The organism is Carboxylicivirga sp. (genome assembly GCF_982718395.1).
The window spans coordinates 1-15131 of record NZ_CEXQWX010000143.1 but is presented as its reverse complement, the minus strand read 5'-3'; the positions used below and the strand labels follow the sequence as shown (position 1 = coordinate 15131).

Sequence of the window (15131 nt, the reverse complement as noted above, 5' to 3'; positions counted from 1 at the left end):
TTAATCAGATGACGAATGGTGCTAACCCACACGTGAGGACACGTGCGGGAGCGGTGCTATTGCTCTGGCCAACGCTGCTCATAAAGAAGCTATACAACCTCAGTTATTGTGCGATAATAATAAACCATACTAAAGAACCTAAGTATCCTCCTGCTTTTCTTCGCTTATTTTTATTTACGGATACGAGTGAAACCATTTTCAGCGCAAATCTGCGTTATCTGCGGGCTATAAAATTTCGTTGCAATACTCGTCCGACTAATAGACATCAAGCAATTTAGTCGGGCGACGAGTAGTATTGATTTAAAGCTTGTTAATCAGATGACGAATGGTGCTAACCCACACGTGAGGACACGTGCGGGAGCGGTAGTTGGTAAATTAAAATCTCCTCACCTCCTGACCTTATCTCTTTTTCTAACAACCTGAGCTTATTTTATTCAATCAATTTTAACCATTTCTACCCAGAAAGGAAAAATCCGCTTCGAACCAATGGCATAGAAGGGTATTAAATCACAATCCATCTCTGGCAGATAAACATTATTCATCTCAATAATATCCGTTCCTTCTTTTCGATTTAGTGTTTGCTTTACCAGAGCATTGGTTTCCAAATACATTCTTCCATTAGCTTTAACGGGCTTTATAAATTTATACCTGATGTTATAATGCCCTTCTTCAATACTCACCCTCCACTTTCCATACACCTCTTCCTGTGCCCATATACCACGCTGTCCTCCTGCATCATTCCGGTTTAAAATAATTGGATTTTCATTAGCATTTCCCACAACGATGCGAGGCTGATCAATCAAATTCTCTGAATCAATTAATTCATTGTACAAGATATCCAGTTCTTTCTTTAGCTTATTGGCAACCGCCTTCTTCTCTGCAACAATATTGTTTTGCTCATACGGATCTGTATTGAGGTCAAACAACTCAAAATCCTGTATTTCTGCATCATAACCGGTTTTTCCAACCAACTTATACCCATCCTTGAACATGGCCATATTGTTATACAGCTCAGGATAGCGTCTTGACCAGTAAAAGAATAGTGATCGCTCGCTCCAATCCTTTCGTTGCTCTTGAATAAGTGGCAGCAAACTCTTACCATCAATCACTTTATTGTCAGGCAAATCTACATGGCAAATATGCGCCAGGGTTGGCAATACATCAATATGCGCTGCCATTGTTTCAATACCCCTGCTCTTTTTAAACGATGAAGGATACTTTAAATAGAAGGGTACCCGTACTCCACCTTGATATACCATTCCCTTCCGGCCACGCATTCCACCAACATACCTTGTTTGTTGCGGGCCATTATCGGTCATAAAGATGATCAGGGTATTCTCCGTCATTTTTAACTCATCCAGTTTTTTAAAAAGCTTACCCAGGTTATCGTCAATATTGGTTACCATGCCATACACCTTTCGGGCATCTTCTTTATTCTTCTCAGTCATATTCGGAAATGGTCGTTTATCATTCTCAAACCCGGATGAGGGATCAATATCTTTATACAATTGGTAATAATGATCGGGTACCTGTAAAGGTGTATGCGGAGCATTATAAGAGAGATAACAGAAAAACGGTTGTTCTTTATTTTGCTCTATAAATTTAATGGCCTCCTCTGTAAAGATGTCAGAACAATAGCCGGTATAAGCCTCTTGCTTGTTATTGTGCCAAAGTACCGGATCGAAATAACTCCTATTCCCTTTATAATAGGTTGTGATATCGCCAACCTGTCCCATTCCTCCAGAAAGATGGATCAACGATTCGTCAAAACCCTGATCACTTGGTCTGCTTGGGTAATTATCGCCTAAATGCCACTTACCAAAAATCCCGGTTTTATAGTTCGCCTGCTTAAGCATCTCGGCAATTGTAAACTCGTTTGATGCCATAATTGCTCCTCCATTGTAGGTATCTCTCACTCCCGTTCTCAAGGAGTAGCGGCCGGTCATCAGGCTTGAACGGGTTGGTGCACACACCGGCGAAACGTAAAAGTTATTAAAGCGAACACTCTCTTTGGCAAGATTATCAATAACGGGTGTTTTTACATGTGGATTTCCTGTAACACCAAGGTCTCCGTATCCCTGATCGTCTGTAATGATCAATATAACATTTGGGTGATTTTGATCCTGTGACAAACAATTAAAAGAGGCCAATAGGCCGGTAATAAATGCGGTTAATAGTATTTGACTAAAATTCATATTTAAAGCTTTGTATGTATATGAGATTATCAGTTGTTTGCAAGCTAAGTAGTTTTCCTTATAAAAGTAATGTATAATAGTCAATTGGCAATTAAACTCTTAGAATACTCGGCACTCATATACATACATTTACCCTCTAAATCTCCCTGCGCTCACCCTTTACTTCCCTAAAGGGAACAGCGCGCTGGGTAAGCCCCTTTAGGGGTTTGGGGTAATGGTGGCGAAACGTTAAGAACATCAATTTTCTTAGCTTAATAGCATTGACATCTCCCTAAAAAGGAGACATGAATAGTAGTTTTACATGACGTATTATAAAGAACTCGCTAAGCGCTTTTGATGCGCTAAGCGAATGGAAGCCAATATTTATAGCCCGAGTAATTATCTTTTACACACATACTTAACCTCTAAATCTCCCTTAAAAGGGAGACTTGAATAGTAGTTTGACATGACGTATTGTAAAGAAACTCGCTAAGCGAATGAAAGCCAATACTCGTCGTCCGACTAATAAGTATTAAGCCAATTTAGTCGGGCGACGAGTGATAAAGTCGAAAGACGACTTTAGCCCATTAAAAAACATATTACACATTCCTCATAGCTAAAAAGCACTACCTTTGCGCCATGCCACAAGACATCAGCATTACTACCTATCTTAATCAATACAGTCATCTGCCTTTGGTTGATGTGCGCTCGCCTGGCGAGTTTAAGAAAGGACATATACCACAGGCCATTAACATCCCATTGTTTACCAATGATGAACGTGCTCATGTAGGAACAGTCTACAAGCAACAATCGCAGCAGGCAGCCATTGATCTGGGATATCAGTATGTAACGCCTAAACTGCAATGGTTTATCGATCAATCATTACAGGCAGCTCCTCATAAAAATATCGTTATTCATTGCTGGCGTGGTGGCATGCGCAGTCATTCGTTTGCCCAACATCTGAAAGATAATGGCTTTAACGAGGTTTATGTTATCGAAAAGGGTTATAAAGCTTATCGTCGCGAAGCTCTTAACAATTTCGATAAGGGTACGCTGTACCTGTTGGGTGGCTACACCGGAAGCGGTAAAACACATATTCTGAACTACATTCGTGAGGCAGGTCACCAGGTGCTTGATCTGGAAGAGCTGGCATCTCACAAAGGATCAGCTTTTGGTAATATCGGGATGAGTAAGCAACCAACAACTGAGCAGTTTGAAAACAACCTTTACTGGCAATGGCGACAGTTTGATTTTAAACGCCCTATTTGGGTTGAGGATGAGAGCCCCAACATCGGCGATGTGAATATACCGATGCATTTGTTTCAGAAAATGCGCGACTCGCAAGTGTTTTTTATTGAGATCAGTAAAGAAGAACGCGCCAAACTGCTGGTTGATGAATATGCCTTGGGCGATAAAGAGAAGCTTGCCAGAGGTATTAGTCGTATCTCCAAACGCCTTGGAAATGACATCTCCCGAAAAGCCTTGCAACTACTGGAAAACGATGATTATTACGAAGTAGCCTTGCTCACTTTGGGCTATTACGACAAATACTATAAACGCGGCATCGAAAAGCGTGAGATTAGCAACATTCGCTTTATCCCCATGGATTCAACCGATGCACAGAAAAATGCACTAACCTTAATAGAAGCCTTAAATGAACAATATGTCAGACATTAAATTAACTCAATACAGTCACGGTGCCGGATGTGGTTGCAAAATAGCTCCATCAGTATTAACCGATATTTTAAAAAGTAATATCACGCCTATCCATGATGATAAACTAATCGTAGGTAATAGTAGTCGCGACGATGCGGCAGTTTACGATATGGGAGATGGAACGGCCATTATCAGCACAACCGATTTCTTTATGCCCATTGTTGATGATGCATTTACTTTTGGTAAGATTGCAGCCACCAATGCCATCAGTGATATTTATGCCATGGGAGGTCAGCCCCTGCTGGCCATTGCTATTTTGGGCTGGCCGGTCAATAAACTATCGCCCGAAGTTGCAGCTCAAGTAATGGATGGCGGACGTCAAGCCTGTAAGGAAGCTGGTATTGTATTGGCTGGTGGACATAGTATTGACAGCCCTGAACCGATCTTTGGCCTTGCTGTTACTGGACGTGTTGACCTGGACAAATTAAAACGTAACGATACAGCCACAAAGGGATGTAAGTTATACCTGACCAAACCTTTGGGTGTGGGCATTCTCTCCACAGCGCAGAAAAAAGGACTACTTAAAGGTGAACATGCCCCCATTGCCCCTGCTTTGATGAGCCAGTTAAATAAATTGGGACAAAAGCTGGCCAATATTGAAGGTGTTAAGGCCATGACCGACGTAACGGGTTTCAGCCTGATTGGACATCTGAGCGAAATGTGCGAAGGAAGTAAATTGTCGGCTCAGCTAGATTTTGATAAAGTACCTCAACTCGATATGCTTCAGGAATACATCGACCAAAAATGTATGCCGGGAGGCACCACCCGAAACTGGTTAAGCTATGGTCAGCAGGTTGAGCTAAAGGACGAGAAGCATAAGGACATACTTTGTGATCCTCAGACAAGTGGCGGCTTATTAATTGCCGTTGAAGATGATGCCATCAGCGAGGTAGAAAGCTTATTGCAGAATAATGGTGTTGATCCTGTCTGTTTTGGTGAGTTAGTTGATCAAAAAGACAAGCTGATTTATGTGAGTTAATGTCCTTGAACATATTTACACTAATTTGGAATTGCATTAAACATGTTTCAAAGGGCTTCGGTGTAGTTTTGTGTTTCAAAAGATCCAAAAGACATGAAACAATCAGCCCTTTTGCTATTATGCCTGTTATGCAGTATTGCATCAATCAACGCCAAGATATCTAAAAGTAAACGCCCTAATGTAATTATCATTCTAACCGACGATCAAGGAACTGTCGACATGAACTGTTATGGCGCCAGTGACCTGTACACCCCCAATATGGATGCCCTGGCCAAATCCGGTGTTCAGTTTAATCAGTTTTATGTAGCTGCCCCTGTTTGTTCTCCATCAAGAGCTTCTATGCTAACGGGGATGAACCCTCATAAAGCAGGTCTTCCAGGCAATGCCTCATCACAGGAGGGACACACGGGTATGCCTTCTGAAAAAATAACCATTGCCGAAATAATGAAAGACAACGGTTATAACACCGCACATATCGGTAAATGGCACATTGGCTATACGCCGGAAACCATGCCTCTCGGTCAGGGGTTTGATTACTCATTCGGACATATGGGTGGTTGTATTGATAATTACTCCCATTTCTTTTATTGGAATGGCCCCAACCGTCATGACTTATGGGAGAATGGACAAGAAGTATGGTACGATGGCCAGTATTTTGGCGACCTGATGGCTGATAAAGCCGATGAATTTATTGCCAGGCAAAAAAAGCAACCCTTTTTTATGTATTACGCCATTAACATGCCTCATTATCCCTTACAGCCTAAAGGTAAATGGCGTGATCATTATCAGCACATGGATATGCCACGACGTGATTATGCGGCTTTTGTTTCAACGATTGACGAATACATCGGACGATTAATGTCAACGCTGGAGGATCATGGACTTAGGGATAACACCATCATCATTCTTCAGTCTGATCACGGACACAGTAATGAAACACGTACGTTTGGCGGAGGCGGTTCAGCCGGTCCGTACAGAGGATCGAAATTCTCTTTATTTGAGGGTGGAATCAGAGTACCGGCCATTATCAGCTATCCTGATAAAATAAAGTCTGATCAACAGCGAAACCAAATGGCATTTAATATAGACTGGTTGCCAACGATAGCTGACTATTGTGATATTGAAAATTTACCAAAGGAAATAGAGGGTAAAAGTTTGCAGGCTGTCATTGAGGATAATGATCAGACGCCACACCAGCAATTTATTTGGAAAAGCGGCGGTAGCTGGGCCATCCGTCAGGGTAATTGGAAGCTATTAGGATATCCGCAGGATAATAGTGGCAAAGGTAAATTAGACCCGGATGATGATCTTTTGTTTTTGACTAATCTTAAAACCGACAGCACTGAAATGCAAAATCTTGCTTCAAAGCATCCTGAAAAGGTGGAAGCAATGAAATCGGCCTATTTAAAATGGGAATATGCCACACCTAACGACATTCCGGTTAAACGTAAACAGATTAATCACCTTGGCATTGGAAAAAAAGCAACGCTTATAACTTCACCTCATCCGAAATACAAAGGTGAAGGAGCCCAATCGCTGATTGATGGAGAAACAGGCACACGCTTTTACAACGATGGCTTTTGGCTCGGCTATGAGGGTAAAGATGCTGAGATCATTATTGACCTGGAAAAGGAGATGATCTTTAATGAAATTACAGTGGGTGCCATGCACAATCCTGAGGCCTGGATATTTTTACCAAAAGCTGTTGAGGTGAGTTGGTCAAATGATGGTAAAAGCTATTCTCGTCCGATCAATGAGAATGTTGCCGAACCTCAAATGCGAAATAGCTATACACAACAAAGGATTAAAATCCAGCAGGAAGATATACATGGTCGTTATGTCAGGATCAAAATTAAAAATACCGGCACTTGTCCCGAATGGCACAGTGGCAAAGGCAACATATGCTGGTTGTTTATTGATGAGGTTGCCATTAACTAAAGTGCTTATTTAAACGGATTTATTATGTAACATTAAAACAGCATATTTTAAAGGCTCAAAAAAAGATTGTATATTCATTCAGCTAATATTCAAACTGAGCCTTTAATGAGAACTGCTCTTAAGCTTCTACTTTTCAACCTATTTCTAATATTTTGCCAGATTCTAAAAGCTGAAGCAGCCCCTGATACTGTTGTCTTGCAATTAAAGTGGAAGCACCAGTTTCAGTTTGCCGGCTTTTATGCAGCTATTGAAAAAGGTTATTATCATGATGCCGGAATACATGTCATCGTCAGACAGGGAAACACCTCGATAGATTTTGTTAATGAAGTCATCTCAGGCAATGCTCATTTTGCAATCGGATCATCAAAGCTGATTATCATTCGAAACCAAAACATCCCGGTGGTGGCATTAGCAGCTATCTTTCAACATTCTCCTGAAATATTAATAGCCAGAAAAGATTCCGACATTGAGATAATAGAAGATCTGCAGGATAAATTAATTTCTTCTGGGAAGAATGGCCTTTCATCGACCAGGGCATTGTTGAGCAAGTTTAATATTCCGGAAGAGAACCTCAAATTTGGTAGTTCATTAGGCTATGTTAACGATTTGATTCAGGGCAATACAGATGCGATAACAACCTACATAACGGATGCCCCTTATATGCTGGAGCAAGCCAATGTTGATCACCTGATATTCAAGCCTCGCTCCTATGGCATTGACTTTTATGGAGATATTTTATTCACTTCGCAGGAAATGGTTGAAGAGAATAAAAAATTAACGAAACGTTTTATCGAAGCTTCAATGAAAGGCTGGACATATGCCATGGATAACAAGGAAGAGCTGATCGATATTATTATTGAAAAGTATAACCATGCTATATCAAGAGAGTTACTCCAATACGAATCTATCGCAATGGAAGACCTGGTAATGCCCAAGTTAATTGAGCCCGGACACATGAATGCGGAAAGGTGGCACTATATTGCAAGTACATTTGTTGAGATTGGTCAATTACAACCACTGTATTCGATTGAAGGATTTCTCTATTCGGATTATAAGGCATTTGGTAACAAACGCATCAAACTCGCCCTTTATGTATTAATTGGCATTGTTGCTCTCTCTCTGATTAGCCTCTTGATATTCTTTTTATTTAACCGCCGGTTAAAAAGGTACGTATTAGAACGAACCAACCAGTTATCAATCGTTAACAGAAACCTTAAAGAAGAAATTGGCAGAAGACAACTGGCCATGGCTCACCTGAGACTTAGTGAAGAACGATATAAACTTTTGTTTGAAGATTCGCCAATATCATTATGGGAAGAAGATTTTAGCACCACCAAAAGGAAGATTGATCAACTGTACAAAAGAGGTGTCAATGATATTGAAGGTTACATACGAGCCAATCCGGAATTTGTACGTGAATGTGCCCGCAGCGTAAAAATCATTAATATCAATAAAGCAACGGTGCTGTACATGGAGGCTGAAAACAAAGAGCAAATTATGGATAATGTTGCTAAAGTTTTCACTGAAGAGTCATTGCAAGATTTTGCCAATGAATTGATCACATTTTATAAAGGCCTCTATTTATACGAAACCGAATCGGAGCATATTACTTTCAAGGGCAACAAATTACATGTTTCTGTCACGGTTAAGATACCGAATGGTTATGAGAAAAACTGGAATAAAGTAATTGTGTCGTTAATAGATGTAACTGATCTTAAAAAGACGACGAAGGAAGTGGTTGATAAGGAAATTCTTTTACGACAGCAAAATGAGGCTCTTAAAGGTATCAATGAAGAATTAAAGAAAGCAAAGATCAAAGCAGAGGAAAGTGACCAATTGAAAACTGCTTTCTTATCTAATATGAGTCATGAAATACGAACACCGATGAATGGTATTATTGGCTTCACTGATTTGTTAAAAGACCGGTCATTAAATCCGGAAGAAAGGGGGCACTATCTTGGCATCATTGAGGATAACTCACAACAGCTTTTAAGGATCATTTCTGACATTATTGATATATCAAAAATTGAAGCTTCACAGCTTAAAATCGTTAAAAGCGACATTGATATTAAGCAATTATTTGATCACTTGCTCGAGGTATTTCAAATGCGCATTAAACGAATAGATAACAAACATTTAGAATGCAGATACGTTATTCATCCTGATCTTAAGGCCAGTCAATTAACGATACAAAGTGATGTAACCCGCCTGCGCCAGGTTTTAACCAACCTTCTTGAGAATGCCGTTAAATTTACCGAATGTGGGTATGTTGAGTTCGGGATTTACCCTTCGGAAGGAGATACTCTTACCTTTTATGTAGAGGATACTGGTGTGGGGATTAAAGACGAAAGGGTTAAGCAAATATTCGACCGCTTTTTCAGGGAAGAAGAAAGGTTTGGAGCTAACCTGGGAGGAACAGGTTTAGGCCTGTCAATAGCCAAAAACCTAGTGGAATTACTCGGAGGGAAAATACATGTTGAAAGCACTCCTGGCAAAGGATCTAAATTCTATTTTACCCTTCCATATAAATAATCAGTACATTCGTTTTTCCTTTCTCTGGCGAATGGTCAACCGGACCATTTCATCTAATTGCCATATAATTACAAATAATACTAAAATCATTACCGGATATTTTAAATGATGCGTTTCAATTCCTCCCAGCTCAAGGTTTAGCAGAGGCAATGTAAGGCTAATACCCAATCCAAAGACAGAGCCAATAAAGAAAAAGAACCATGATAATCGGAGGTTTTTGATAATGGTGCGTTTACCATTCAATTCACTATTGACACGGCTTATCATTTTACTTTCAAAATCAGAAAAAGGCATCTCTACCTTACTTTCCTTCAGCAATGATTTGAGGTGTTTATCTTTTAATTCATCCATCACCATAAATTATTAAATTATCAATCTGGATTCGCTCTTCAAAAGTGCATTCAGGTGTGAGTAAAAACTTTTACGCGCCCTGTGTATAACCACTTTTACTTTGCTCGACGACCAACCAGTAACATCTTTGACTTCTTTTAGCGACAATTCTTCCAGATAGAACAAGCGCAAAGCCAGGCTTTCATTGGGCGACATCCGTTTTAAAGTCTCATTAATAAAATACTTCCGTTCATCACTCTCTAATGCATCTAAATTATCTTCATCAACTGAACTCTCTACCGTAACCAATGATTCGTTTTTCCATTTCTTTTCTTTATCAAGTCGTCGAAAGGCAATATTAACAATGATACGATAAAACCAGGTGCTAAATTTTGATTGGCCCTTAAATGATTTCATCTTTTCAAAAGCCTTCATAAATGCTTCCTGGCACACTTCTTCAGCTAAGAATTCATTTTTTACAACAGAAACAGCAATAGAGAAGGCCATGTCCTGATACCGCCTGATAAAATAGCGGTAGCCTTGTTCATCGCCTTCAATTACTTTTTTGATGTAAAGCTCCTCCACTACTGGTCTTTCTTTTTTTCGGTAAAATGAGCCAGAATCATTCCGAGTCCTCCAAATAAAATGGTTGAACCAAATACAAATGGTTCTTGAATTTGACGCAAAGAATTTGGAAAAATAGCATATGCAACTATAAACCCAAACATTAGTCCAAAAGAAATTCCAACTAACAACAAACCAAACTTCAGCCATGGAAAACGAAAACCTCTTCGTTCGGGCTTTTTAGCATAAAAGTTACTGGCATCAGCACCTTTGTCAATTAACAAGGTACGCTCTTTTGTTCGTGCTTGTAAATAGAAATACCAAGAGAAAAAAACGGCTGCAAATAAGGCTAACCAAATAATTGCGATTGCAAAATCATTCATAATCCTATCTTTTTATTTATTTCTCAGGTGAGATACAAGATAGGAAAGAATGGTTACAAACTTTTTCAAAAAAATCAAAATATTGAATCGATAGCAATTCTTCCTGACAGTACAAGCCACCCAAACACCGAAAAGAAAATCCCGAGAACGGCATAAAAAATACGTGCTCCATTACGTCCCATCAGCTTGATCATCGTTTGGGCACGACGCTGTTTAAAAAACCATTGCCAATTAGTAAAAGCTGCAAAAGTGATCAGAATCCCAACTCCAATCATCAGGTAAAACAAAATATCTTTATTCATATTGATTGGAAATTAGCTAAACATTTTTTCAATTTTTGTGAAGCTCGAAGGCATGGCGAACAACACCACTTTATCATTAGGTTCAATTTCTGTATCACCACTTGCAATGATAGCCGATTCTCCTCTAAGCACGCCTCCCACGTTTACGTCTTTAGGTAGACTCACCTTATGTAATGGTCCTTTGGTTATTTTCGACCCTGGTTGAGCAACAAGTTCAATCACTTCTGCATCTGTAGCTGTCAGACACTTCACATGGGATACGTTAGCCCTGAGCGTATAACGATATATGTGACTAGCCGCTATTAACTTTTTATTCACTAGGGTTCCAATGCCAATATTCTCGGCCAAGTCGATGTAATCAATATTCTCAACCTCAGCTACTGTTTTTCGGACTCCCATTTTCTTAGCTAACTGACATGCCAGGATATTCACTTCTGAGTTACCAGTAACGGCCACAAAGGCATCCATCTTTTTAATACCTTCATCTTTGAGCAATTCCAGGTTACGACCGTCACCATTGATTACGAGTGTATCTGCTAAAACATCTGCCAGACGTGCCGCTTTATCCTTATCAATCTCAATAAGTTTAATGCTGTATTGTCCTTCAAGCCGCTGAGCTACCTTTTTACCAATACGACTTCCTCCCAATATCATCACATTTTTAATGTCGAACTGCTTTTTACCGGCATCTTCCATTACTTGCTTCACAGCCGACTTAGTTGTGATAATATACACAAGATCGTTGTGTTGGAGTGTTTCTTTGCCTCGTGGAATTATAGTATCTCCATCTCGGTTAATGGCTACAATATTGTATTGCTGATTTTCATATAAAGCAGATATTTCGGCCAGTGTTTTATTTACAATACGGGCATTATCCCTGACCTTCAAAGCAAACATCACCAGTTTGCTACCTGTAAATTCATAAAGCTGACGGGTACCCACTTGTTTAAGCGAAGCATATACCTCCTTAGCTGCTAACTGTTCCGGGTAAATCAACTCATCGATACCCAGTTTTCCAAAAAACTCTTTATTTTCTTCAAGCAAATACTCATGGTTGTTAACCCTGGCAACTGTCTTTTTGGCACCCAATTGTTTTGCCAGAATACAAGAAAGAATACTCATATCCTGATAAGGTGGCACTGCAATAAATAAGTCACAGGACTTAACGTTGGCTTCCCGAAGGTCTTCGATCGATGAGATACTACCAACGATCGTCATTAAGTCAAAGTGTGAATCAATCTGCTTCAGTTTCTCCTCTTCCTCATCCATCAAGATCACATCATGATTAGCCGAACACAGCATCTTTGCCAAGTGTGTTCCCACTTCTCCTGCACCTGCAATAAAAATTCTCATAACATTCAGTGTTCAAAAACTTGCCTTATTACCCGACAACAAAAACAACGCAAATTAATAGATAATACCTCTAATCCTCCAAATAAAAACGAATTTAAATCACTTCCTATTGTGCAACCCAACTAAAAGCATGCCATCCTTTGCCACATTATAAATTATATTAGTTTGCTCAGAGTATCCGCTAATCCACTTCTTTCTTTGATACCACTTCCAGCCATTTGCAATGATAATTTGCTTTACACTTATCACATCCAATAACTCAACAATGGTCATAGCAGGTTTTCCCAATAATATTAATTTATCCACAACCACATTACCGACTGGATCATTCCAATAAGTCCCAGCCGGAACAACGGCAACATATTCGCCATTTACAAGTTTAACAATCGGTCTTTGTTTCTGTTTACCATCCACAATTTCAACCACATAATCAGACGGTGCTCCACAATAGGCCCATAACCCCTTAAAAGTAAATTCAATTTCTTTATCGGTTAAAGACGAACAGGAAAAGATCTGATTTTGACTTCCAGTGACATAATTAATAACACTTTTCCCTTTAATGTCAGCTACATATAAAACAGCATTGGGCGTATTATGAGCTCTTACATAAAAACTTACACCAAAAATTACTAATGATACGAGTAGAAATCGCAAATGAGGAATAAATCGATAATTTATATAAATGAGCAACAGGATAATGCAAGAATAAAACAATGGTAATTGCCACCAATCTAAATATAAGTTTGTAATTGATGCATTGGGTAATTGATCAATCCACTTCGTAGCTTCCTCCATAAAAACCAGGAGATCATCTAATGCCGGAGTGAATAACTGCATTACTGGCAGTGAAAATGAGCACACAGATATTACAACTGCCAATATCAGAATTGGAGTAACAAGTGGAATAAGTAAGATATTAGTCAAGATAAAATACAATGGAAATTCATAAAAGGCATAGATACATATCGGCAAAGTCCCTAACTGAGCAGCCAGGGATACAGCAATAATAGACCAAATCCATCGGAAGGGTGGAAACGAAAAGTAAAACCACTTGTCTATATATGGATAAAAACTAACTATGGATGCTACCGCAGTATGGCTCAACCAAAAACCAATATTATAAATTGATAATGGTTCTATCACCAGTATTATAAACATTGAAGCTCCCAATAAATTAAAAATACCGGTTTTGTATTTATAGATTCGTCCAAACTCAAGGATAGTAAACATCAAACTGGCCCGCATGACAGATGGAGAAAATCCAGTGACAAGTGCGTAAGACCATAGAATGAACAAAACAACAAAAAAGGACCAGCCACTAGTTTTTCTTACACCTAACAAAAGGAGGATTTTTAATGCTATCATGTAAATTATTCCTACATGGAGTCCACTGACAGCTAATAAGTGCATAGCCCCGGCATCAGAGAAAGCGCTTTTTTGCTCATATGAAAGTAAACTTTTGTCACCAAGAAATAAGGCATTAAGAATGGCTAACTGTGATGCACCTACTCCAGCCTGTTGATACTGTGTTCTAAGGAATTTTTTCAACCTTCCACTGGTAACGAAAATGTCAAAATTTGCATAACCATCAACAACCTTACTTTGCTTAGCTATAAAGCGAAAGCCAATTCTTTGATTAATTAAATATTGAGAGTAATCAAAATTAAATACTCCTGTAGGTTCTGAGTAGGGCAGGAATCGTCCTTTAAGAATCAGAAAATCTCCTGGTTCTGGATGATCACTCTTGCCATTCTTAGGTAAAAAAACGATGCCTTTATTCACCTTTGTGCTATAAAGTGAATCAGGCTTCATATGCTTAAGTTTAGCTTCAAACTTGATATTGTTATCTGTTTGACCAACAGCCTGAATTAATTGTACAATGACAAGACCCTGTTTATCGGAATCAATATAAACTGGCTTTCGCAATTGATGGTATAAACCTGCCAACGCAAAAAACATTATAAATGCAAAAATGCCAGATAAGTAACGGTACTTATAAATTGCAGAAATCCTTAGTTTATAACTCCATAACACAAATACTAAGGAAGCCAGAGCAACAATACATATGTAGAAGTAAAGCGGAACTTCCCAAAGGCTAGACAAATAGTAGCCAGCAATAATTGCTAAAACAATACGAATGAAAGGTGATTGTTTAAAGAACAGTTGTAACATAAAATATCATAAATCATAATAAATTTATAATATCCCAATTGAAATTGCAAGGCGCTTATGAACTTCTAATTTTCCCGGTAATAATATTATATAAGGCCATGAAGAAATACTTAACATCGGTAAGAAACGGAGAATTTAATTTTTCTTCCATATAAATTCGTTCTGCTTCAATATTTCCTTTGCTATCTGGCATATTGAGAGCTACATATGGAGGTATGCAACCTGGTTTAAATTTAATACGCATTTCCTGAATATCGGCTGGCAGTTCATTGAACCTTGTCTGACTTAATGGCCTTACTCCAACTATGGCTAATTCTCCTTTCAGGACATTAATAAACTGAGGTATTTCATCTAACCAATACTTACGAAAAAAACGCCCCCACGTTGTCAGCCGAAAATCATCAGATGGCTTGCCAAATGAATTATATCCATTAAGTCTCACAACATAATCCTGAAGGTATTCAGAATATGGATGCATGGTACGAAATTTATAAATATTTACAAGCTTTTGGCTATAACCAACCCGACGCATTTTAATGATAAGCCCTTTCCCTATATTTCTTTTTTCTGCTGGTTTCGTTTTTATTGCACAATAGTAAAAAAGCCCATCAATAAATTTATGCTCGATCAACTCAAAACCAGCTTGTGCTACACGCCCAAGTACTTCTGCCCTGGAGAATCCATTATC

Annotated in this window: 12 protein-coding genes; 4 read left to right on the top strand and 8 right to left on the bottom strand. The window is 39.0% G+C overall.

Translation table 11 applies throughout. The annotated features are described in order from the left end of the window. Positions 1 to 434 precede the first annotated feature (434 nt). On the bottom strand, positions 435 to 2195 hold the full coding sequence (locus AC4MRQ_RS20000) for an arylsulfatase (RefSeq protein WP_491199487.1): 1761 nt from the start codon (positions 2193 to 2195) through the stop codon (positions 435 to 437). Positions 2196 to 2813: 618 nt separating this feature from the next. Between AC4MRQ_RS20000 and mnmH the strand changes: the two genes are divergently transcribed. The 4 genes from mnmH (at position 2814) to AC4MRQ_RS19980 (ending at position 9339) form a co-directional block, all read left to right on the top strand. Continuing rightward, positions 2814 to 3851 (top strand): tRNA 2-selenouridine(34) synthase MnmH, encoded by a 1038-nt coding sequence (mnmH, locus tag AC4MRQ_RS19995; protein WP_491199486.1) that lies wholly within the window; start codon positions 2814 to 2816, stop codon positions 3849 to 3851. Continuing rightward, entirely contained in the window at positions 3838 to 4869 is a 1032-nt protein-coding gene (gene selD / locus AC4MRQ_RS19990; protein ID WP_491199485.1) for a selenide, water dikinase SelD, read from the top strand. Before mnmH ends, selD begins: the two co-directional genes overlap by 14 nt. 93 nt (positions 4870 to 4962) lie before the next feature. Beyond that, positions 4963 to 6807 carry a sulfatase-like hydrolase/transferase gene (locus AC4MRQ_RS19985; protein ID WP_491199484.1) on the top strand — a complete coding sequence of 615 codons (1845 nt, stop codon included), beginning with the start codon at positions 4963 to 4965 and terminating at the stop codon, positions 6805 to 6807. 105 nt (positions 6808 to 6912) lie between these two features. Further along, positions 6913 to 9339 carry an ABC transporter substrate-binding protein gene (locus AC4MRQ_RS19980; protein ID WP_491199483.1) on the top strand — a complete coding sequence of 809 codons (2427 nt, stop codon included), beginning with the start codon at positions 6913 to 6915 and terminating at the stop codon, positions 9337 to 9339. Here the strand turns inward: AC4MRQ_RS19980 and AC4MRQ_RS19975 are convergent, their stop codons facing one another. The 7 genes from AC4MRQ_RS19975 to AC4MRQ_RS19945 all read right to left on the bottom strand — a co-directional run. Further along, positions 9340 to 9690, bottom strand: coding sequence for a hypothetical protein (locus AC4MRQ_RS19975; protein WP_491199482.1), 351 nt, complete (start codon positions 9688 to 9690; stop codon positions 9340 to 9342). A 12-nt stretch (positions 9691 to 9702) separates the two neighbouring features. Continuing rightward, a complete protein-coding gene (locus AC4MRQ_RS19970) occupies positions 9703 to 10254 on the bottom strand; it encodes an RNA polymerase sigma factor (protein WP_491199481.1) in 552 nt (183 codons plus the stop codon). Beyond that, a complete protein-coding gene (locus AC4MRQ_RS19965) occupies positions 10254 to 10616 on the bottom strand; it encodes a DUF6249 domain-containing protein (protein ID WP_491199480.1) in 363 nt (120 codons plus the stop codon). The genes AC4MRQ_RS19970 and AC4MRQ_RS19965 overlap by 1 nt, the downstream gene beginning before the upstream one ends. A 74-nt stretch (positions 10617 to 10690) precedes the next feature. Continuing rightward, positions 10691 to 10918 carry an Imm17 family immunity protein gene (locus AC4MRQ_RS19960; RefSeq protein ID WP_491199479.1) on the bottom strand — a complete coding sequence of 76 codons (228 nt, stop codon included), beginning with the start codon at positions 10916 to 10918 and terminating at the stop codon, positions 10691 to 10693. Positions 10919 to 10930: 12 nt separating this feature from the next. Further along, the gene (gene trkA, locus AC4MRQ_RS19955; RefSeq protein ID WP_491199478.1) at positions 10931 to 12271 is read right to left on the bottom strand and encodes a Trk system potassium transporter TrkA; all 1341 of its coding nucleotides are present in this window, start codon (positions 12269 to 12271) and stop codon (positions 10931 to 10933) included. 99 nt (positions 12272 to 12370) lie between these two features. After that, on the bottom strand, positions 12371 to 14443 hold the full coding sequence (locus tag AC4MRQ_RS19950; RefSeq protein WP_491199477.1) for a ComEC/Rec2 family competence protein: 2073 nt from the start codon (positions 14441 to 14443) through the stop codon (positions 12371 to 12373). Between the two features lie 55 nt (positions 14444 to 14498). Next, on the bottom strand, positions 14499 to 15131 hold a 633-nt coding region (locus tag AC4MRQ_RS19945), incomplete at its 5' end, for a sugar transferase (protein ID WP_491199476.1).

Excerpts from the sequence above, each read along its gene's own strand:
- AC4MRQ_RS19980 (WP_491199483.1), top strand. The coding sequence starts at position 6,913 with ATGAGAACTGCTCTTAAGCTTCTACTTTTCAACCTATTTCTAATATTT.
- AC4MRQ_RS19965 (WP_491199480.1), bottom strand. The coding sequence starts at position 10,616 with ATGAATGATTTTGCAATCGCAATTATTTGGTTAGCCTTATTTGCAGCC.
- AC4MRQ_RS19950 (WP_491199477.1), bottom strand. The coding sequence starts at position 14,443 with ATGTTACAACTGTTCTTTAAACAATCACCTTTCATTCGTATTGTTTTA.
- selD (WP_491199485.1), top strand. The coding sequence starts at position 3,838 with ATGTCAGACATTAAATTAACTCAATACAGTCACGGTGCCGGATGTGGT.
- mnmH (WP_491199486.1), top strand. The coding sequence starts at position 2,814 with ATGCCACAAGACATCAGCATTACTACCTATCTTAATCAATACAGTCAT.
- AC4MRQ_RS19960 (WP_491199479.1), bottom strand. The coding sequence starts at position 10,918 with ATGAATAAAGATATTTTGTTTTACCTGATGATTGGAGTTGGGATTCTG.
- AC4MRQ_RS19985 (WP_491199484.1), top strand. The coding sequence starts at position 4,963 with ATGAAACAATCAGCCCTTTTGCTATTATGCCTGTTATGCAGTATTGCA.
- trkA (WP_491199478.1), bottom strand. The coding sequence starts at position 12,271 with ATGAGAATTTTTATTGCAGGTGCAGGAGAAGTGGGAACACACTTGGCA.
- AC4MRQ_RS20000 (WP_491199487.1), bottom strand. The coding sequence starts at position 2,195 with ATGAATTTTAGTCAAATACTATTAACCGCATTTATTACCGGCCTATTG.
- AC4MRQ_RS19975 (WP_491199482.1), bottom strand. The coding sequence starts at position 9,690 with ATGGATGAATTAAAAGATAAACACCTCAAATCATTGCTGAAGGAAAGT.